15 protein-coding genes and 2 tRNA genes are annotated in these 21,698 nt (G+C 51.4%); 6 read left to right on the top strand and 11 right to left on the bottom strand.

What is annotated here, in order from left to right; genetic code table 11:
* Window positions 1-17: 17 nt before the first annotated feature.
* The 4 genes from ACT9TW_RS20120 to ACT9TW_RS20105 all read right to left on the bottom strand — a co-directional run bounded on the left by ACT9TW_RS20120 (window position 18) and on the right by ACT9TW_RS20105 (window position 5,569).
* Complete coding sequence (locus ACT9TW_RS20120; RefSeq protein WP_446493498.1) at window positions 18-1,472, bottom strand: AMP nucleosidase; 1,455 nt, start codon at window positions 1,470-1,472, stop codon at window positions 18-20.
* Between the two features lie 153 nt (window positions 1,473-1,625).
* Window positions 1,626-2,942, bottom strand: a complete 1,317-nt coding sequence (gene shiA / locus ACT9TW_RS20115; RefSeq protein ID WP_446493497.1) for a shikimate transporter — start codon at window positions 2,940-2,942, stop codon at window positions 1,626-1,628.
* Between the two features lie 220 nt (window positions 2,943-3,162).
* Window positions 3,163-4,071, bottom strand: coding sequence for a hypothetical protein (locus ACT9TW_RS20110; protein ID WP_446493496.1), 909 nt, complete (start codon window positions 4,069-4,071; stop codon window positions 3,163-3,165).
* Window positions 4,049-5,569 carry an AAA family ATPase gene (locus ACT9TW_RS20105; RefSeq protein WP_446493495.1) on the bottom strand — a complete coding sequence of 507 codons (1,521 nt, stop codon included), beginning with the start codon at window positions 5,567-5,569 and terminating at the stop codon, window positions 4,049-4,051. Before ACT9TW_RS20105 ends, ACT9TW_RS20110 begins: the two co-directional genes overlap by 23 nt.
* A gap of 215 nt (window positions 5,570-5,784) precedes the next feature.
* Between ACT9TW_RS20105 and ldtA the strand changes: the two genes are divergently transcribed.
* Complete coding sequence (gene ldtA, locus ACT9TW_RS20100) at window positions 5,785-6,684, top strand: L,D-transpeptidase (protein WP_446493494.1); 900 nt, start codon at window positions 5,785-5,787, stop codon at window positions 6,682-6,684.
* Between the two features lie 106 nt (window positions 6,685-6,790).
* Here ldtA and ACT9TW_RS20095 read toward each other — a convergent pair.
* Window positions 6,791-6,866, bottom strand: a tRNA-Asn gene (locus ACT9TW_RS20095).
* Window positions 6,867-7,188: 322 nt separating this feature from the next.
* Here ACT9TW_RS20095 and nac point away from each other — a divergent pair.
* A complete protein-coding gene (nac, locus tag ACT9TW_RS20090; protein ID WP_014070886.1) occupies window positions 7,189-8,106 on the top strand; it encodes a nitrogen assimilation transcriptional regulator NAC in 918 nt (305 codons plus the stop codon).
* A gap of 96 nt (window positions 8,107-8,202) precedes the next feature.
* On the top strand, window positions 8,203-9,153 hold the full coding sequence (gene cbl / locus ACT9TW_RS20085) for an HTH-type transcriptional regulator Cbl (protein WP_182061631.1): 951 nt from the start codon (window positions 8,203-8,205) through the stop codon (window positions 9,151-9,153).
* Between the two features lie 104 nt (window positions 9,154-9,257).
* On the opposite strand, the gene ACT9TW_RS20080 is transcribed toward cbl, so the two are convergent.
* From ACT9TW_RS20080 to ACT9TW_RS20065, 4 genes are all read right to left on the bottom strand, one after another.
* Window positions 9,258-9,333: transfer RNA gene (locus ACT9TW_RS20080), tRNA-Asn, on the bottom strand.
* A 100-nt stretch (window positions 9,334-9,433) separates the two neighbouring features.
* Window positions 9,434-10,231, bottom strand: coding sequence for a DgsA anti-repressor MtfA (gene mtfA, locus ACT9TW_RS20075; protein ID WP_446493859.1), 798 nt, complete (start codon window positions 10,229-10,231; stop codon window positions 9,434-9,436).
* 396 nt (window positions 10,232-10,627) lie between these two features.
* Window positions 10,628-12,277 (bottom strand): class I fumarate hydratase FumA, encoded by a 1,650-nt coding sequence (gene fumA, locus ACT9TW_RS20070; protein WP_446493493.1) that lies wholly within the window; start codon window positions 12,275-12,277, stop codon window positions 10,628-10,630.
* 52 nt (window positions 12,278-12,329) lie between these two features.
* Window positions 12,330-13,838, bottom strand: coding sequence for an anion permease (locus ACT9TW_RS20065; RefSeq protein ID WP_446493492.1), 1,509 nt, complete (start codon window positions 13,836-13,838; stop codon window positions 12,330-12,332).
* Between the two features lie 611 nt (window positions 13,839-14,449).
* Between ACT9TW_RS20065 and ACT9TW_RS20060 the strand changes: the two genes are divergently transcribed.
* Window positions 14,450-17,227, top strand: a complete 2,778-nt coding sequence (locus ACT9TW_RS20060; RefSeq protein ID WP_446493491.1) for a flavocytochrome c — start codon at window positions 14,450-14,452, stop codon at window positions 17,225-17,227.
* Window positions 17,228-17,340: 113 nt separating this feature from the next.
* Entirely contained in the window at window positions 17,341-18,303 is a 963-nt protein-coding gene (locus ACT9TW_RS20055; RefSeq protein WP_446493490.1) for an FAD:protein FMN transferase, read from the top strand.
* Here the strand turns inward: ACT9TW_RS20055 and dcuR are convergent.
* A complete protein-coding gene (gene dcuR, locus ACT9TW_RS20050; RefSeq protein ID WP_182061597.1) occupies window positions 18,284-19,003 on the bottom strand; it encodes a two-component system response regulator DcuR in 720 nt (239 codons plus the stop codon). The genes ACT9TW_RS20055 and dcuR overlap by 20 nt on opposite strands.
* Window positions 19,000-20,628, bottom strand: coding sequence for a sensor histidine kinase (locus tag ACT9TW_RS20045; protein WP_446493489.1), 1,629 nt, complete (start codon window positions 20,626-20,628; stop codon window positions 19,000-19,002). The genes dcuR and ACT9TW_RS20045 overlap by 4 nt, the downstream gene beginning before the upstream one ends.
* Before the next feature lie 163 nt (window positions 20,629-20,791).
* On the opposite strand from ACT9TW_RS20045, the gene ACT9TW_RS20040 reads away from it, so the two are divergent.
* Entirely contained in the window at window positions 20,792-21,655 is an 864-nt protein-coding gene (locus ACT9TW_RS20040) for an N-acetylmuramic acid 6-phosphate etherase (protein ID WP_446493488.1), read from the top strand.
* Window positions 21,656-21,698: the final 43 nt, after the last annotated feature.

The following is a 21,698-nucleotide window of genomic DNA, read 5'->3' as shown; positions in this document are numbered from 1 at the left end:
GTTTTTCCTTTTTGTTATTAGCGGAACGGCGGCTCGTTGAAGGTACGCAATTTGCGGGAGTGCAGTTTATCGCCTTCCGCACGCAGTAAATCGATGGCGCGAATGCCGATTTGCAGGTGTTCGGAAATCGCGCCTTCATAGAAACGATTTGCCTGGCCGGGAAGTTTGATTTCCCCGTGTAGCGGTTTATCAGACACACACAGCAGCGTGCCGTAAGGAACGCGGAACCGGTAACCCTGTGCGGCGATGGTGGCGCTTTCCATATCGATAGCCACCGCGCGGCTTAAGTTGAAACGCAGCGCAGAGGCAGAGTAGCGCAGCTCCCAGTTGCGGTCATCGGTGGTGACAACCGTGCCGGTACGCAGGCGTTGTTTAACTTCTTCGCCCGGCATTCCGCTGACCTCTTTGGTGGCGTCGTACAGCGCGCGCTGGACTTCGGCAATGCTTGGGATCGGGATATCGGGCGGCAGTACCGCATCCAGCACGTGATCGTCACGCAGATAGGCATGAGCCAGTACGTAATCGCCAATCAACTGGCTTTCACGCAATCCCCCGCAGTGGCCAATCATCAGCCAGACGTCCGGGCGCAGCACCGCCAGATGGTCACAGATGGTTTTGGCGTTAGAGGGGCCAACGCCGATGTTGATCAGCGTGATCCCCTGGCCGTCAGCGGTGATCAGGTGCCAGGCAGGCATCTGGTGCTTTTTCCATGCCAGGTCGGAAATGGCCTGCTCGGGGGCTTCGGTTTCGGCCGTGATCCAAATTCCCCCCGCGCAGGAGAGCGCGATATACGGGCTATCCGGGTCAAGGATTTGGCTGCAACCCCAGCGGACAAACTCATCTACATAGCGGGTGTAGTTGGTAAACAGCACGAAAGGCTGGAAATGCTCCGCTGGCGTGCCGGTGTAGTGGCGCAGGCGGGCCAGTGAGAAATCCACGCGACGGGCATCAAAATGCGAAAGTGGGGAATACTCAGCCGGGTGATAAATACCATCCGCGGTTTCATCGCCAATCTGCGACAACTCTGTGGTCGGGAAGTGACGCGTCAGCCCCGCACTCATTGAACGGTCAAGAGTCAGCGCAGAGCCGTCAATCACATAGGGATACGGGATTTCATGACGAGAGGGTTCAACACTGATGTGCGCACCGTAATCCTGGAACAGCAGCGTGAGCTGTTCTTCAAGGTAAGGGTGGAACAGGGCAGGGCGGGTGACGGTAGTGGTGTAGCAGCCTGAGTGCGTAAAGCGCGCATAGGCACGGGTTTTTGGCGTGTTGGTGGCGCTTCCGTCCCAGGTGACGGAGAGTGCTGGATAAACAAAAAGGCCATTGCTTCTGGCCTTATCGTCGGGAAGTTTTCCGTTTTCAATGTACTCACTAATGGCGCTGCGCAACGCGTTAACAGACTGTTCGTACAGCGCATCGAGTTTTTCCAGTGCCTGAGCCGGGGTCAGGCTGGAGCCCTTATTATTCATCTCTGTCTCCTTGTTCCACAGGTGTGCGGCTACACCCGATAGTATGTCACAGGAGTGTGAAACAAAAGTCGGTATTCAGGGATATGACAAAAGGCTGCCGCAACAGCCCTGACACGTAAAACAGCGGCGGAAGCAACGGCTTCCGCCTGGGGATCAAGGGTGAGAGGTTTCTTTCATCAACAGGGCTGTTGCCGCCGAAACCAGGCAGCCACCCAGCAGATAAATTGCCACGCTGTGCCAGTTACCCCCGGAAAAGGTGACCAGCGCGGCAGCAATAAACGGGGTAAACCCACCGCCCACCACGCTCGCAACCTGATACCCTACGCCAGCACCGCTATAGCGATAACTCGCGCCGAACAGTTCGGTAAACATGGGCTGCTGCACGCACACCACCATGTCATGCGCGATATTTGCCAGCATGATGGCAAAAAAGACGATCCAGAAGACTGACTGCGCTTCCAGTGCCATAAAGAATGGCCAGGCGCTAAGCGTGCCAATCAGCGCGCCAGTGATATAGACGCGGCGGCGGCCAAACCGGTCGGCCAGCCAGGCAAAGCAGGGGATAGTCAGACAGCTTATGCCACCCACCAGCAGCCCGATATTCAGGAACAGCTCGCGCGGTAACCCCAGATTCTGCGTCGAATAATTAAGGGCGAAGGCGGTGACGATATACATGGTCAGCAGCTCGCACAGACGCAGGGCAATAATTTTCAGAAAAGCGCCAGGGTGCTGGGCAAGTGCTTCCATCACGGGCAGTCGTTTTTTAACCACTGGTTTTTCCTGCTGCTGCTTCTCAAATTCCGCAGATTCCTCCATGCCGTTACGCACCCACAGTGCCGCTATCACCAGAACGATGCTGAAGATAAAGGGAATACGCCATCCCCAGCTCTGGAACTGCTCGTCGGTAGTCAGTTGGCTAATCAGCGATACCAGCCCGGTTGAGAGCAGCAGGCCAACGCCATACCCCACCTGCACACCGCTGCTGTAAAACGCTTTCTTATTCTTAGGCGCACTTTCCACAGACAACAGCGCAGCACCCCCCCATTCACCGCCAACGGCGAAACCCTGAATCGCACGCAGGATGACCAGCAGAACGGGTGCCCACCAGCCAATAGAGGCAAATGACGGCAGGATACCGATAAGCGCGGTGGCACCGCCCATCATCCACACGGTGAGCATCAGCATCCGCTTGCGCCCGAGACGATCGCCAAAGTGGCCGAAGATCACGCCGCCGAGAGGGCGGAACAGAAATCCCACGCCGAACGTGGCAAACGCGGCCAGTGTGCCCATCGCAGGGCTAATCTGGGGGAAGAATTCACGGTTAAATACCAGGGCGGCAGTGATGCCATAGAGCAGAAAATCATACCAGTCGACGACGGCCCCTGCGAAGCTACCGAGAGCGGCGCGGCGGGCACGATTGAGCGAAGGTGTCTCCTCATTAGGGCGTGCGGAGGTGAGGGTGGAGTCCATAGTTGTCCTGTCTGTACTGATTTTTAATTATTGGTATAAGAAAAGGTTACTCACATTGCATCCGTCATATTGGCGGAACATATGAGACTACCGCGACAGGGGGCATGAGGAAACTGATTTTATTTCCTGATGAAGAGAAAACAGCTAACCTGCAGGGATGAGGTTCGTCGGAGGACGGGGCTCATCCCTGCCAAATAGCGTGGCAATACATTGTTTTGAGTTAACTTAGAAGATCATAAATATCTGCATAAAGTTTACCCAGAATGTAGTTTTTATATTTTGAACGATCAAACCTAAGGATTGTCTGTTCGTTTGTAAATATGATGGGTAGTATCATTTCCTTTTTCAGATCGTTATACAGTATTTTGCTGGCAGCAAATTCTATAGCTTCCTGCATAACCATGTCATAACGTTCTTCAATCATAAAAGTGTCAAGAGAGTTCCTGGTTTTTTCGCAAGGAATAACTTCTGAGGCTCTGATCTTTAAGCCAGTTATCCTGCCAAGTTCTATTCTTTTTTGAAGCAAAGTGGGGTTCGTTGTTGAGAACGAAAAACGAATGTTTTCCTGATCGAAAAGGGGATTTAAATGCGGTATTGTATTAAAATCTATGATATTTTTAAGACTGGAATTACAGGTTGAACATGAAGGGATAAGATTATTTAATGCCAGTGCCAGATGAGGATAACGGGCTTTATCATAGAAATGATCCAGCGTAGGTCGAAAACCCCTTCCTTTCGGAATAGGTTGCAAAGTAAAGGCAAAAGCCTGGTTACAATACGGACAAGTTCTGATTTGCGATTTTTTACAAAGATCATAGGCGTCCCAACTTTTTTTCTTCTTGCAGAAATCATCATAGTTAAAAAGAATTTTCAGAGGTTCAATCAACAATGGTTCTGCCAGTTTGCCTAAATTCTGCACTTCTTTATCAAATTCATTATTACAATCCAGTAAATCTTGTGCGGAGCAAGAGATGAGTTTGCTTTTAATACGCAACAAAAAATCAGATGCGGCAAAAGGAAATTTTTGGTGTGTATCCTGGTTAACAATAAAACCATGAATTAATTCCTCTAAAAAAATAGAGTGTTTTTCGCGTGCGTCATTCCAATTATTTGCGATTGATAGGATCATGATACTCTCCTTTTTGAGGCAAAAAACGTTCCATTTCTTCTCTTAAAAGTCGGTTGTCAATGTTATTAATAATATACAAATCATTCGCGTCCGCTTCCTTTTTAGTACTTATTTTAATCCACGTTTCATTGATTTTACTTGTAGCAAATTCGCCTATGGTATTTGCCAGGAAACTATCATGAATAAGCTGAGGTATAGGGGCGGCAAAGCCATTTATGACTTCATTAGATATCTTTTCATCAGACCGATGAAGGCGACATATAAATTCTTTTGGAATATCTGTTGCAAGTAATGGAGAGTGGGTTGAAATAATGAGTTGCAATACGTTAAGATGTAATCGTCGTTTTGCAGAGCCTAAGATTTTATTTAATTTGTAAATATATTTGCGTTGCCATTCGAGGTGTAAAAATGCATCTCCCTCGTCGATAAGAATAAGGATTTCTCTCCATCCTCTTTTATGTTGTTCTTCAATGGCATCCATAATTAATCCCAAATGCGCAATCATGGACATTTGCCCGCTGCTCATTTGAGAAAATTGAATTTTAAAATAATCTGAGATAATGCTATTATTCACTCGCTCCGCATTCTTGATGTTATATAAATCAATTTCAGCAGAAATATTTCGTGTCAGGTAGATGTCAGTTTCACTTTCATTAAAGAACTCATGTATTGAGTCAATATGTTCAATAAAAACTCTCATTTCTTTAGATAAAGAGTTGCGCTTAGAGTTCATAATTGTAAGACCGAAAACATGCTTAAGAATGATATCTAATTTCTCAGCGTTAAGTCTTTTATTTAATCGAGCACGATGTAAAACAATTAATACAGCAAGTATTTTATTAGTTGAGTATCTTTTGATGAGAACGGATAATAAGGTATCAGCGTATTCAGTCTTGAGTTGTAATGATTTTTTTAATGTGTTACCAGCAGATTGATAATCATTGTTGCCTGTGTTTAACGCATCCTCAGTGATATGGTAAATTTTGATATCGTCAGCGTTAAAGATTTCTTTCCAGTCATCTGTTAACCATTTCATACCTATAGTTATTATATCAATAAGCAATGGTCTTATATCAATGTTTATTTTGGCAACAAGTTTCGGCGTAATACCCAGTTCTTGTGCAATATGGTACCATTCATTCAGTTTCATCAAAGGCAGTTCTTTTGTCGATTTAGGGGATGCATCGATAATGCGTCCATTCCTGTCCGATCTGAAATGCAATCGATAAGGGACCGGGGAATAATAAATGACTCCCCAAACTCTAGTATCATGATCGCTAACGGGATGACCATGCATGTATATCTGACAAGCTCCATGGTAAACACCTACATGCGAGGATCGTAGTTCATTAATTATTTGTTCTAGAAAGCGAGTCTTGCCCGAACCATTATTTCCAATGAGTAGTGAAATGGAGTCAATATCGAAAATATTTACGGCATTTGGTTGTAATGAACGTAAGCAAATGCTTTGATAGTCATTACTTATAGAAGTGATCATTATTGTATCTTTTTCTTGCTGTTGTAATGGGTGTTGATGAGTGTAAAACAATGATGACTAAAATTAAACGCTAAAATAAAGGGGGGGGAATAAGATATTCGATCTTGTTCACCGCATGGGATGACAGTTATTTTATAAGAACCGGGGAATCTGGCATTAAGATGAATAAAAAAGACTATACTTATCTGATACGTGGAACGACTGAGGAAGGGATTATGCGTCGTGTAAGTTTGTTTGGTTGTATTGCTGCTTTAATGGTCAGTCAGAGTGCGCTGGCGTTAAGTTACCCGTTGCCCCCAGAAGGAAGCCGGCTGGTGGGGAGCACGCAGGTTATTACCGTTCCACATGGCAGTACCTTGCCGCTTGAAGCGTTTGCTGCGCAATACGATCAGGGGCTCAGCAATATGCTGGAGGCCAACCCGGGCGCGGATCCGTTTTTACCCAGAGCAGGTTCACAACTTATTATTCCCCAGCAGCTGATCCTGCCAGATACGGTACGGGAAGGAATTGTGGTGAATGTGGCGGAGATGCGTCTGTACTACTACCCGCAAGGCGGTAACACCGTTGAGGTGCTGCCTATTGGGATTGGCCAGGCCGGACGTGAAACACCGCGTAACTGGGTGACATCCGTGCAACGTAAACAGGTGGGGCCGACCTGGTCGCCGACACCGAATACGCGCCGGGCCTATGCTCAGGAAGGCAAAACCCTGCCAGCCTTTGTGCCCGCAGGCCCTGATAATCCGATGGGGCTGTATGCCATTTATATTGGCAGAATGTATGCAATACATGGCACGAATGCCAATTTTGGTATCGGGCTGCGCGTGAGCCAGGGCTGCATTCGTCTGCGCAACAATGATATCAAATACCTGTTCGACCAGGTTTCGGTCGGGACGCGCGTTCAGATAATCGATCAGCCGGTCAAAATGACCACCGAGCCGGATGGCAGTCGCTGGCTGGAAGTGCACGAGCCGTTGTCGCGTAATCGTGCGGAATTTGAATCAACAAATAAAGTGCCGCTGCCTATTTCCTCTGCCATGCGTGCAGAGCTTAACAATGAGGGGGCTGCCAGCGTGCTGGAACGTCGCTCCGGGATGCCGGTGAAGATTGGACCCTGACGTTGCGGATAGCTCCTGTAGGCCGGGAAAGGTGAAGCCGCCACCCGGCAGTTTTACAGAACGCAGAAAAGCAAAAAGCCTGCTTTAAAAGCAGGCTTTTCAAATTTGGCTCCTCTGACTGGACTCGAACCAGTGACATACGGATTAACAGTCCGCCGTTCTACCGACTGAACTACAGAGGAATCGTGTGAACGGGGCGCATATTATCGATGTCAGTTACCCTTGTCAAAGGGTGGATCACCACCTTTTGATCGTTTGCTGACAAAATCAGCAAAGTGGTGTTTTTGACAACGGATTGCACCATTACAGTGCAAACATACCCCTTATGGGGCAGATCCTAAACCGCTGTTTCGGTAATAAAACTGACACTGACGATTAGATTTCCTTATTTTCAGGCGTTTAGCAGACATATCAGACCTCTTATAAAAACTGGCATTCATATTGCAAAAACCTCTTCAACAATTAGAGCCAGTACCGGCACTGCATTATCGAACAGGGGGCAAAATGAACTTAAGACGACTGAAATACTTCGTAAAAATCGTCGATATCGGCAGCCTGACCCAGGCCGCGGAAGTGTTGCATATCGCGCAGCCTGCGCTGAGTCAGCAGGTGGCCACTCTGGAAGGTGAGATGGATCAGCAACTGTTGATCCGTACAAAGCGTGGCGTGACGCCAACCGAAGCCGGCAAGATCCTTTATACCCACGCACGTACGATTCTGCGCCAGTGTGAACAAGCACAACTGGCTGTGAATAACGTGGGCCAGACGCTTAGCGGACATGTCTCTATTGGGCTGGCGCCAGGCACTGCCGCTTCTTCTATTACCATGCCGCTGTTGCAGGCAGTACGCTCCGAATTACCTGACGTGCTGGTTTATCTGCACGAAAACAGTGGTTCGGTGCTGAATGAAAAACTTCTGGGCGGGCAGCTGGATATGGCTGTGCTGTATGACCGCTCCCCGGTTGCCGGTATCACCAGCCAGCCGCTGCTGAAAGAAGATCTGTACCTGGTGGGAACCCGTGATTGCCCGGGGCAGAGCATTGACCTGACCGCCGTCGCGGAGATGAATCTCTTCCTGCCGCGTGATTACAGCGCCGTGCGTGTCCGTGTGGATGAAGCGTTTTCTCTGCGCCGTCTGACGGCAAAAATCATCGGTGAAATCGACTCAATCTCCACGCTGACGGCTGCCATTGCCAGTGGAATGGGGGTTACCGTGTTGCCAGAATCAGCGGCTCGCTCACTGTGCAGCGCAGCGAATGGCTGGATGGCGCGGATCACGACACCATCCATGAGCTTACCGCTGTCGCTGAATATGTCCGCGCGGGGCTCTTTGTCGCCGCAGGCACAGGCAGTAAAAGAGATCCTGATGTCTCTGGTGAGCAAACCGTCGCTGGAAAACCGCGAGCTGCAACTCGTAAGCTGATATTCCATAAAAGCATAAGATGCTGGTTTTTATTATTTGTTCTGCGGGTCAGCTAACTCTAACAATAGAGCTATGTCAGATGCGCCGGAGTGAATCGTGAATTTCCAGCAACTTAAAATTATCCGTGAGGCAGCGCGGCGGGATTACAACCTGACCGAAGTTGCCAACATGCTTTATACCTCTCAGTCCGGCGTAAGCCGCCATATCCGCGAGCTGGAAGAGGAGCTTGGGATTGAGATCTTTATTCGTCGTGGTAAGCGTCTGCTTGGCATGACGGAGCCCGGTAAAGCGTTACTGACCATCGCTGAGCGTATTCTCAACGAGGCCAGTAACGTTCGCCGCCTGGCCGATCTCTTCACCAACGACGCTTCCGGTGTGCTGACCATTGCCACTACCCACACCCAGGCACGTTACAGTTTGCCGCCGGTGATTAAAGCGTTTCGCGAACTTTTCCCTGATGTGCGTCTGGAGCTTATCCAGGGTACGCCTCAGGAAATTGAGGTATTGCTGCAAAACGGCGGGGCAGATATCGGGATTGCGAGTGAGCGTCTGAGTAACGATCCGCTGCTGGTGGCCTTCCCGTGGTTCCGCTGGTATCACAGCCTGCTGCTGCCGGTTGACCATCCGCTTAATCAGGTTTCGCCGCTGACTCTCGAAGAGATCGGCAAATGGCCGCTTATTACCTATCGACAAGGGATTACCGGGCGTTCACGTATTGATGAGGCGTTTAACCGCAAAGGGCTGACGCCCGACGTGGTGCTGAGTGCGCAGGACTCCGACGTGATTAAAACCTATGTTGAGCTGGGATTGGGGATCGGTCTTGTGGCGGAGCAGTCCGGCGGCGAGCGCGAGGTGGGAAATCTTGTTCGCCTCGATACCCGGCATCTGTTCGATGCCAACACCGTCTGGCTCGGCCTGAAACGCGGGCAGCTACAGCGAAACTATGTGTGGCGGTTTATCGAGCTATGCAATGCGGGGCTGTCGGTGGATGAGATCAAACGCCAGGTGATGGAGCCAGAAGAAGTGGCGATTGATTATCAGATTTAGCCAGATTAGGGTTCACCAGGCCGGGTAAGGTGAAGCCGCCACCCGGCAGTTTTACGGAACGCAGAAAAGCAAAAAGCCTGCTTTAAAAGCAGGCTTTTCAAATTTGGCTCCTCTGACTGGACTCGAACCAGTGACATACGGATTAACAGTCCGCCGTTCTACCGACTGAACTACAGAGGAATCGTGTGAACGAGGCGCATGTTAATGGCCTCGCTAATTTGTGTCAACACTAAAATTAACATGCTGATTCAAATGATTAATTAAGCTTCAAAATGTTGTTTTAGTGTACTTGAGTGGATGAATTGCCACCATACTCGCCATTTTTACGTAAACGCTGTAACGGATCTTGCTGGTAAAAATGGCAAAAGCGCTGCCACAGGGCCGGGAAACGCGGTGCAAAAAGCTCGGGGGCGCTGAAAAAATACTCCGACAGCACGGCAAAACACTCCGCAGGATCGGTAGCTGCATAGGCATCGATGCTGGCGGTACTCTCACCAACCAGATCAATTTCATCCTGAATATTATCCATCGCCGCGTGCAGGTCGTGTTCCCATCCCGCCACTTCGCGTAAGGGGATCAGCGGTACGCCGCTAGCCCGGTCGCCGTTGCGGGTATCAAGCTTATGCGCCACTTCATGAACAATAAGGTTAAACCCGGATGCATCAAAAGAGTCCTGGATATCCAGCCAGTTGAGGATAATTGGCCCTTGCTGCCAGCTTTGCCCCGACTGCACGACACGCTGGTTATGCACCAGCCCGATATCATCCTGCCATTCGTCATCAACAACAAACGGCGCCGGGTAAATCAGCACCTCGTGGAATCCATCGAGCCACTCGATGCCGAGTTCCAGAACCGGTAAGCAGAAGAGCAGGGCGATACGCGAACTTTTCAGCGCATCCAGTTCAAATCCCTGAAGTGCAACCAGGCGTTTTTGCTGCAAGAAACGATCGGCAAGCTGAACCAGTCTTGCCTGGTCGTCCGGCGGGAGATTAGCCAGTAGAGGGATAGCCAGCGCTTCATCCCAGGGCAGCGCCGTATTTCGACCTGCTTCATTCGATTTCCAGGGCCACTTAATCATCGCTTTGCTCGCAAACTCGTTACTTGAACAAAATTGGAAGGTCAGGTCTGTTAACATGCCAAACAATCCGGCATGGTGGCAACCACCAAAACAGGGTTGCCAGAGCGTCTGAACGGATTTGTGTTGATAACCAGAGTAGAGGTTACGCTACCGGAAGGATAAATTCCCCTCTCTTTGCCAGTGTTGCTTCAAACTTATCAGCCTGATCCTGTCTCACGTTACGATGCCTTTTTTATCATGTCATCTGCTGGTTAGCACCCAATTTTATCCCTTTGAGTTCACACAATTAGCAACAAGCGAAGGTGGCCTTTTATATGAAAGCGATGGGAATAAAAAAGCCTGCGGGAGCAGGCTTTTGAATAGTGCAGTCTGTTTTACCAGGTTACGCGATGGTGCTTAACGTTGTGCACAACCCGCGCACTGTTTGTTCTGGATCTGCTGGAAGAAGTCATTACCTTTGTCATCCACCAGAATGAACGCCGGGAAGTTTTCCACTTCGATTTTCCAGATAGCTTCCATGCCCAGTTCCGGGTACGCCACGCATTCCAGGCTCTTAATGCTGTTTTGCGCCAGTACCGCTGCCGGGCCGCCGATGCTGCCGAGGTAGAAGCCACCGTGTTTGTGGCAGGCATCGGTCACCTGCTGGCTGCGGTTACCTTTTGCCAGCATGATCATGCTCGCGCCATGAGATTGCAGTAAATCCACGTACGAGTCCATACGGCCTGCGGTGGTTGGGCCTAACGAGCCGGAGGCATAGCCTTCAGGTGTTTTCGCCGGGCCAGCATAGTAGATCGGATGATCTTTTACGTATTGCGGCAGTTCTTCGCCGTTGTCGAGCAACTCTTTCAGTTTGGCGTGGGCGATATCGCGCGCCACGATGATGGTACCGTTCAAAGACAAGCGTGTAGACACTGGATGAGCAGAAAGCTGCGCCAGGATCTCGGTCATTGGCTTATCCAGGTTAATGCTGACCACGGCACCTTCACCCTGCTGGCGCAGTGCGTCAGGAATGTACTGGCCTGGGTTATGTTCCAGTTTTTCAATCCAGATACCGTCGCGGTTGATTTTCGCTTTGATGTTACGGTCTGCGGAGCAAGAGACGCCCATGCCAATTGGGCAAGAAGCACCGTGACGCGGCAGGCGGATCACGCGGATATCGTGGGCGAAGTACTTGCCGCCAAACTGCGCGCCAAGCCCCAGGTTTTGCGCTTCCTGCAACAGTTCCTGTTCGAGCTGAACATCGCGGAACGCCTGGCCGTGTTCGTTGCCTTCAGTTGGCAAACCATCGTAGTAACGGGTAGACGCCAGCTTCACGGTTTTCAGGGTGCTTTCAGCAGAGGTCCCGCCGATAACGAAGGCAATATGGTAAGGAGGACAGGCCGCTGTACCCAGGGTACGCATCTTCTCGACCAGGTAATTTTTCAGTTTCGCCGGGGTGATCAGTGCTTTGGTTTCCTGGTACAGATAGGTTTTGTTGGCTGAACCGCCGCCTTTTGCCATGCACAGGAATTTGTACTCGTCGCCATCAACGCTATAAAGATCGATCTGCGCTGGCAGGTTGGTACCGGTATTCACCTCTTTATACATATCCAGCGCAGCATTCTGTGAATAACGCAGGTTGTCTTCAATATAGGTGTTATACACGCCCTGGCTGAGTGCGCCCTCATCGCCGCCGCCGGTCCAGACTCGCTGGCCTTTTTTACCCATAATGATTGCTGTGCCGGTGTCCTGGCAGGTTGGCAATACGCCTTTGGCGGCGATCTCTGAGTTACGCAGGAATTGCAGCGCGACGTACTTATCGTTTTCGCTCGCTTGCGGATCGTTCAGGATAGCGGCTACCTGCTTCTGGTGAGACGGGCGCAGCATAAAGGCGGCATCGTGGAAGGCCTGCTGTGTGAGCAGAGTCAGGGCTTCAGGCTCAACTTTGAGGATTTCCTTTCCATCGAACTCACTAACAGAAACGTGCTCTTTGGTCAGCAGATAGTATTCGGTATCGTCGTGCGCGAGAGGGAAGGGGTTCTGGTAGTAAAAGGGTTTGTTTGACATAACTTGCTCCACAAAAATTAAACCGCCGGAGGATTGGTCCGGCGGTCAGAAATCAGAACATCATGGACATCCACGGATAACCAATCAGCAGCAGGGCTGCCAGGAAGATGGCACCGAAGATAGTGCCCAGGCGCCAGTAGTCTTTGGTTGGCAGGTAACCACTACCGTAATAAATCGGGCTTGGGCCAGTACCGTATGGGGTGATGATCCCCATGATACCCAGCGACGTCACCATCAGCAGGACAAACACTTCCATATTCATGCCCGGAATGGTGGAGGCGATGGTCAGCATCGCTGGCAACAGAGCCGTGGTGTGCGCGGTGGTGCTGGCAAACAGGTAGTGCAGCAGATAGAACGCCAGCAGCAGAACGATAGTTGCAACACCCGGAGAGATGCCGCTCATCAGCAGGCCACCTTCTTTACCCAGCCAGCTGATAAAGCCGGTTGAGGAAAGACCATCGGCCAGTGCGACCAGGGTGGCAAACCAGACGAAGGTGTTCCATGCGGCTTTGTTACCGGTGATGTCGTTCCATTCCAGTACGCCAGTCCACAGCATCAGACCCACGATTAACAGGGCAGCCATTGCCGGTTCGATCCACGCAGCAGCGAAGATCCACATCAGCAGCGCACAGCACACGAACACCAACAGCAGGATTTCATTACGGGACAGTTTGCCCAGTTTTTCCAGTTCACGGCTTGCCCACAGCGGCACTTCGTCGTTCACTTTGACTTCTGGTGGGTAGAACCAGTAGGCCAGCAGTGGCATCACCATAATCAACAGCACGCCCAGCGGCAGGAAGGCGATGAACCAGGTACCCCAGGAGATGTTAATCCCTACGGTGCTTTTCACCAGCGCCAGCGCCAGCAGGTTAGGCGCCAGAGCAGAAAGGAACATAGAACTGGTGATACAGGCCGCAGTGATCGCCACCCACATCAGGTACGAACCGATTTTACGCGCGCTTGGGTCATTAGGTTTTGAACCATACAGCGGCGGCAGGTTAGCGATGATAGGGTAGATTGTCCCGCCGCTACGTGCGGTGTTGGATGGCGTAAACGGTGCCAGCAGCAAGTCCGCGAAGGTGATGGCGTAACCGAGCGTCAGGCTGCGACGGCCCAGATACTTCACCAGAATCAGCGCCAGACGGCGACCGAAGCGGGTTTTGTCATAACCTGCTGCAAACATGAAAGCACCGAAAATCAGCCAGACGGTCGAGTTACCGAAACCGCCCACCGCCCATTTAAAGGAGGCACCCGCCAGTTTGAATTTAGGGTCGGCCAGTTGTTCAGGGCTAAAAAGCACCCACTGGCTGCACAGGGCAATAGCCACGACACCCGTCAGGCCGATAACGGCGCCTGGCAGGGGTTCGAAGATTAACCCCACGATCACGCCCACAAAGATAGCGAAGTAGTGCCATGCATAAGGAGGCAACCCTTCAGGAACGGGAACAAACAGAAGCAGCACGGCAACGATAATTGGCAGAGCCATCATCAGCAGACGTTTTGCGTTTCCGTCTGTTGCCTTACTCGCCACCGGGGGCGTTACAGCAGTTTTTGTATTCATAATTTCACGTCTTAAGTTGTCAAAAATTCGGTTTATGCAGAAATGACAAATTCGCTTTCTTTAGTTTCTTTGCTTTTTTTAGTTATTAAAGGTGCGTTTTTGTAATTTCATTAATAACGACTTAACGCATTTCTGGATGCGTTAAATTAAAAAATGATGATGTTTATATATTGCGCCTTTGGATGCCAGATCTGTTGATCGCGATCAATAAAATAGAATCACAGGAGTGTTTTTAATCTTTCACAAATAACCCTATAGAGCTATGTGGATATTATTGGTTTTATTATTTAAATTGTTTCTTTTTGATAACATTCGGGATGGGTTATTTTGGTTATTTCATTGTTTTTGCTGGGTTTTGTGTGCGTTACTCAAGTGCTGATTGGTAAGTGAAAGGTTAACGGTTTTTAAATTATTGTGAATAAAGTAATTTATATTACTAACACCAATGTGTTATTAATGTTACCGAAGGGATTAAATAGTTTTATAACTAACGTAATAGCTTTAGAAACTAAAAAAATCATTATATTAATATCATGACATCGGCATAAAAAATCGAAATAAAACTGATCCCGATAACGAATTCTTAAATTTTAAAGTTTGGAGTTTCTATTATGAGTACTAACGAACGCATCCTTAGCCCTTTCACTCTGCCAAACGGTACTGAACTTAAAAACCGCTTATTAATGGCTCCGATGACAACCTGTACTGGCTATTACGATGGTACGGTAACCAGCGAGTTGGTGGAGTACTATCGGGCACGCTCCGGCAGCATCGGTACCATCATTGTTGAATGCTGCTTTATCGACGATCTTGGGCTTGCCTTCCCGGGCGCTATCGGTATCGATAACGACGAAAAAATCGCCGGCCTGGCAAAAATCGCCGAGGCGATCAAATCCAAAGGTTCTAAAGCGCTTCTTCAGATTTACCACGGCGGCCGTATGGTCGACCCAAAACTGATCGGCGGGCGTACACCGGTTGGGCCGAGCGCAGTTGCCGCGCCGCGCGAGGGCGCCGCAACCCCGGTTGCCCTGACCACCGAAGAAGTGGAAGGCATGATCGGCAAGTTTGGTGAAGGCGTACGTCGTGCGATTCAGGCGGGTTTTGATGGCGTCGAAATCCATGGCGCAAATACCTACCTGATCCAGCAGTTTTACTCCCCGAACTCTAACCAACGCACTGACGAGTGGGGTGGCAGCCGCGATAACCGCGCGAAGTTCCCACTGGCCGTACTGGAGATAACCCATAAAATGGTACGCCAGTACGCGGATGACGCGTTCATTATTGGCTACCGTTTCTCGCCTGAAGAGATGGAAGTCCCTGGCATCCGTTTTGATGACACCATGTACCTGCTGGAAAAACTGGCGGCGCGTGGCGTGGATTATCTGCATTTCTCCGTGGGGGCAACGCTGCGCCCGTCAATTGTCGACACGCAAGACCCAACCCCACTTATCGAAAAATACTGCGCGATGCGTTCCGACACGCTGGCACAAATCCCGGTCATGGGCGTGGGCGGTGTGGTGAACGCCGCTGATGCTAATAACGCCATAGACAAGGGTTACGATCTGATTGCCGTTGGTCGTGCGACCATCGCGTATCCTGACTGGACCGACCGTATTGCTGCCGGCGAAACCCTTGAGCTGTTTATGGACAGCACTCAACGCGAAGCGCTGAGCATCCCGGAACCGCTGTGGCGCTTCTCGCTGGTGGAAGCGATGATCCGCGATATGAGCATGGGCGAATCAAAATTCAAACCGGGCATGTTCGCTGAAAAAGTGCAGGACGATGTAAACGAGTTGGTGATTAACGTCAGCCTCGAAACGGACCGTATTGCGGATATCGAACTGGCGTTCGGCCCGAGCCAGGACGTGGAGTTTGTAACCAGTTTTGAAGAGATCCGCTCCCGTATTCTGGATGCCAACACCCCGCATGTGGATGCCATCACTGGTGCCACCAGCCAGAGCGAAGCGGTGAAAAAAGCTGTTTCCAAAGCAATGCTCAAATCCAGCAAAGCACTTGCAGCGGAAGAAGGTGCCGATCCAAACGAAACCAAATCTGTTGATGTGGTGGTTATCGGCAGTGGTGGCGCAGGCCTGGCGGCGGCGATTCAGGCGCATGATGAAGGTGCGAGTGTACTGATTGTCGAAAAAATGCCAACCATCGGCGGTAACACCATTAAAGCGTCTGCCGGGATGAACGCAGCGGAAACCCGCTTCCAGCGTGTGAAAGGCATTCAGGACAGCAAAGAGCTGTTCTACCAGGAAAGCCTTAAAGGCGGCGGCAACAAGAACAACCCGGAACTGCTGCGTCGCTTTGTGGAAAACGCGCCAGAGGCGATCGAATGGCTGGCAACCCGCGGCATCATGCTCAACGACATCACCACGACCGGTGGGATGAGCATTGACCGTACTCACCGTCCGAAAGATGGCTCTGCGGTGGGCGGGTATCTGATTAGCGGCCTGGTACGTAACGTCACCAAACGCAACATCGATGTGATGCTGGATACGTCTGTCAGCGATATTATCTTCGAAAACGGCGAAGTGACCGGTGTACGCCTGACAACCGAGGATAACGAAACCGTCACCGTGGCCACCAAAAGCGTAATTGTCGCCACCGGCGGCTTCAGCGCCAACAGCCAGATGGTCGTGAAATACCGTCCGGATCTGGAAGGTTTCGTGACCACTAACCATAAAGGTGCAACAGGTGGCGGTATCGCGCTGCTGGAGCGTATCGGCGCTGGTACTGTTGATATGGGCGAAATTCAGATCCACCCGACCGTTGAGCAGAAAACCTCTTACCTGATTTCCGAATCCATCCGTGGTGGCGGTGCAATTCTGGTGAACCAGCAGGGGAACCGCTTCTTCAATGAAATGGAGACGCGCGATAAAGTCTCTGCCCAGATTATTGCCCTGCCTGAAAAATACGCTTACATCGTCTTTGATGAGCATGTCCGTGCGAAAAACAAAGCTGCTGATGAGTATATCGCCAAAGGTTTCGTCACCAGTGCCAGCTCACCAAAAGCCCTGGCTGAAACCTTAGGAATGGATTATCACGCTTTCCTGGCAACGCTCGAACGCTATAACGGCTTTGTTGAAAAACAGCACGATGATGACTTCGGCCGTACCACCGCACTGCGTGCGCCAATCAACGAAGGGCCATTCCATGCCATTCAGATTGCGCCGGGCGTACACCATACGATGGGTGGCGTAACCATCAACACCGAAACCTGTGTGCTGGACAACGACTACCAGGTTATCCCGGGGGCATTCGCCGCAGGTGAAGTGGTTGGCGGTATCCACGGTGGTAACCGTATTGGGGGGAACGCAGTGGCAGATATCATTATTTTTGGTACGCTTGCCGGACATCAGGCAGCGATGCGTTCGAAAATGTAATGGCCTCATGCCCGGTAGCACTGTGCTTACCGGGCATAAACGTACAAATGGCACCTGACCCGTAGGCCGGATACGCGTTGCGCATCCGGCATGTCAACCAAGGAGCCCTGTCCATGCCGTCTGCCAATCGTGTCTACAGTTATTCCGCCGTGCTGATGGGTTCGCCCATCCTTCTGAAACTTTTTTCCCACGACGAGGCGCTTGCCTCCCGCGTTTTCCGTTTAATCAAACAGTATGAAGATTTGCTCACCGTAAACCGCGCGCAATCTCAGGTGATGGATATCAACCATGCGGCCGGGCGTCACCCGGTTTCCGTCAGCCAGCCTGTATTTGAACTTATTCGCTGCGCAAAAGCCGCCAGCCTGTACCCGGGAAGTGCCTTTAATCTGGCGATCGGCCCGCTGGTGAAACGCTGGAAAATTGGTTTTAAGGGCGACACCGTACCGCCAGCTGACGACATTGCTTCACTGCTTTCGATTACCCGGCCCGAAGATGTCCTGCTTGATGAGGCAAACAGTAGCGTATGGCTGGCCAAAGCGGGAATGGAAATTGACCTCGGTGCCATCGCCAAAGGGTATATCGCCGACAGGGTGCGCGATTACCTGCGTAAAGAGGGCGCAGACCTGGGGCTGATTAACCTGGGCGGCAACATCCAGACGCTGGGATCGCCGGAAGGCGGCTGGAACGTGGGGCTGAAAAAACCGTTTGCCGCGGATGAACTGATTGGCTCGATGGACGTCGAGAATATGTCCGTTGTGACTTCCGGAACGTATGAGCGTTACTTTGAGCAAGACGGTAAACGTTATCACCATATTCTTGACCCGCGCACCGGTTATCCGCTGGATAATGAGCTGGACAGCGTGACGATTGTTTCAAAGAACTCTATCGACGGCGATATCTGGACTACGCTGATGTTTGGCATGGGGGTTGAGAAGGGCTGCGTGGCGTTGCGGGCGCGGCCTGACATTGAAGCCATCTTCGTCACGAAAGCGAAAGAGGTGGTTTTCTCATCAACACACCTCTTCCGCTTTACGTTGCTGGATAACGGTTATCGCGTTACTGGCAGTACTGTCTGAGCAGGCCAATCTGTTCCGGCTGGAGCCGGTAGCGATACACCGGACGCCCCGTTGCGCCGTAGTGAATGCTGGTGAACAGAATGGTGATTTGCGCCAGCCAGATGAGGTATTTGCGGCACGACACCCGCGAAATATTCACTGCGTTTGCCAGGTCGTCGGTTGAAAACTCCATATCCGGGTGGCCGTCGATCCACTGACAAATGGTGCGCAACGTCTGTGGAGTTAAACCTTTCGGCAGACGCTTGCTGTCTGCCAGCTCTGGCGCACCGCCATGCAGAAGCCTGTCGACATCCGCCTGTTCATAATACTGGTGCGATCCCATCAGGCTGTGTTTCGCCTTCCAGCCGTTCAGCGCCTCTTCAAAACGCGGGAACTGGAACGGTTTAATCAGGTAATCCACCACGCCGTAATGCATGGATGTCTGGATCGTCACCGCATCGGATGCTGAAGAGATCATGATGACGTCAATCTGGCGACCAGATGCGCGAATGACAGGCAGGAGATCCAGCCCGTTATCCTGCTGCATGTAGACGTCCAGCAGCACCAGATCGATAGGCTGAGCCGGATTATTAATATACGCCTCGGCCTGGTTGAGCGTGGAGGCGACGCCGCAGCAGCTAAATCCCTCAACGCGGTTAACATACAGACGGTTGAGGTCGGCTACCATGGCATCATCATCGACAATTAATACATTTATCACGCGATATTCCTCTCGCTATCCCAGGGGATCTGAACAAAAAATTGGGTAAAAACGCCAGGTTCCGACTCGACGGTGATGTCTCCGCCGAGGTTGTGGATCTGCTGGCGAGCAAGGAACAGCCCAACACCACGGTTTTCACCTTTCGTTGAGTAGCCTTTATTAAAAATATCTTCCAGCCGCTCGGGGTCAATTCCGGGGCCGTCATCGCTAACTTCACAGCTGAGCCAGCCATTCTGGTAGTGCAATAGCAGGCTAATTTCGCCTTCGCGCTGGCCCGTCATCGCATCCAGTGCATTTTCAATCAAATTACCGAGCACGGTAATGAGCACCGCGACCTGTTCTTCGTTGGTGCAATCCGGGAGCTGACACTCATCGGCCAGGGTCAGGGTAAAACCGGCCTCCTTGGCGCGATTAATTTTGCCCAGCAAAAAGCCCGCGATCACCGGGGACTTAATCTTGCCCTGAATTGCGCCGATGTCGGTCTGGTAATTTTGCGCGGTCTGGATAATGTACTCTTCCAGTTTGTCGTAACGCTTCATGTGCAGCAAACCCAGGATAACATGCAGCTTATTCATAAACTCGTGGGTATGGGAACGCAGGGCATCGACGTAGTTGACCATGCCGTCAATGCGTTGCATCAACTGGCTGATTTCAGTCTTATCACGGAAAGTGCTGATGGCCCCAATCACCTGATTCTGGCTCTTAACAGGCACCATGTTACAGAGCAGCAAACGGCCGTTGCAGCTGATCTCCTGATCCTGACGGGCAACCCCGGTTTTTGACACCTCTCTCAGGCTTGCCAGCAGAGGGGAGTGGGGTGGTTCACCCGCGTTTTCAGCGGATTGACCCGATGGCAGCAGCAAAATCTGCCGGGCTGCGTGGTTTATCATCGTGACCCGTCCGTGAATGTCGACGGCGACAACTCCTTCACGCAAGGACTGTAACATCGCCTGACGTTGCTCAAACAGCGCGGAGATTTCATAAGGCTCCAGACCAAACAGAATACGCTTCAGGACGCGGACCAGGCCCCAGATCCCAAGAGAGCTCATCAGGATACTGAACAGGATGGTCCAGAGGGCATTTTGCCGCCCGCGCGTGATTTGCTCTTCAACTTTATTGAGTGAAATCCCCACCACGACAACGCCAATTTGTTCGTGCTGCGCATCATAGATGGGGGTAAACACACGCAGCGCCTCTGCGAGTACGCCCCGATTGACGGAGACATTCTCTTTTCCCTCCAGCGCCGGGGTCAGGTCATCCCCGATAAAATGTAGCCCTAAGAGCGCTTCGTTCGGGTGAGAGTACCGAATCCCCCGCATGTCGGTCACGACCGTGAACAGCAGATCGTTGCGCTGCGTGATGGCCTGCGCAATGGGCTGAATGATATCGGCCTGCGGCGGTTGCATCAGCCCGCGCTTGACCTCCGGGCTGTCGGCCAGCGTTCTGGCAATCCCCAGGGCGGTATCTTTAACATCATCGCGCGTTGCCCTGGTGATTTGCACAGAATAGAGCGCGAACACGACCAGCAGGACCGATCCGATAATGGCGCAGACCATCAGGGTGACCAGCGTGTTCAGCTTCATGGGGCGCTTGCGCGTCAGGGGAAAAGGCTGCAAATCGCTCATCAACACTCCGCGATGAATAAGAAAGGGCTAATTATCGCCGATGACGGGCGTTTCTTAAAGCTATGTAAAACTTGCCTTTGCTCCTCTTTTCGTGAACCTCCTCGCATGTCATCTATATAAAACCCTTTATAGTGTGTGTGAACTCATAATAAGGAGGCTGTTTATGAGCACTATGCTTACCGGTTCAGTCAAGGAAAGACGGCATTCCAGCACGATCAACATTGATAGATTATCCACGCTGGACATGCTGCAGGTCATTCACCAGGAAGACGCAAACATCTCCTCTGCCATTACCCCATTTTTAAACACCATTGCCCGCGTGGTTGATAACGCTGCGGCAACCCTGAGCCATGGCGGCCGCCTGGTGATTGTGGGGGCGGGGCCTTCCGGGCGGATAGCAGAACAGGCGGCGAAAGAGTATGCACCAGGCAAGCATCCCGTTATTGCCCTTACGGCGGGTGACGGCGCTGGAAATTATGAACGGGGTGTGGCCGAACTCCAGGCAATCAAATTTGGCGAGCACGATATGATGTTGGCCCTGACCGTCAGCGGCAAAACGCCGTGGGTGTGGGGAGCAATGCGACACGCCTGGTCGTTGGGGTCGCCGCTGGCGGTCGTCACCAGCGATGCGCAAAGTGAAGCGGCACAGCTGGCGAGCATGGTGATCGCACCTGAGCTGGGCGCTGATGTGGTAGCGGGTTTTAGCAACACTAAAGCCGGGATCGCCCAGAAAATGATCCTTAATATGGTGACCACCGGTCTGGCGGTTCGTAGCGGGCGCGTTTACAGCAATCTGCGGGTTGATCTTGAAGCCAGCAGTACCAAATGGACAGAACGGCAAATTGCAATCGTGATGGAAGCGGGCGGCTGTACCCGGGCGGTAGCGAAAGCCGCGCTGGAAAGCTGCAATCACAACTGTAAAACCGCCGTGCTGATGGTGCTGACCGGTCTGGATGCGTGGAATGCCCATGAACTGCTTTCACAGAATAATGGATTTATTCGGGTGGCCTTGCAGGAAGCGCCTTAATCACTTAAGCGTGAGACAAAAAAGCCCGCAAGAAGCGGGCTTT

The sequence above is a fragment of the Enterobacter sp. C4G1 genome (genome assembly GCF_052886895.1).
This window is presented reverse-complemented; position numbering and strand designations above follow the sequence as displayed.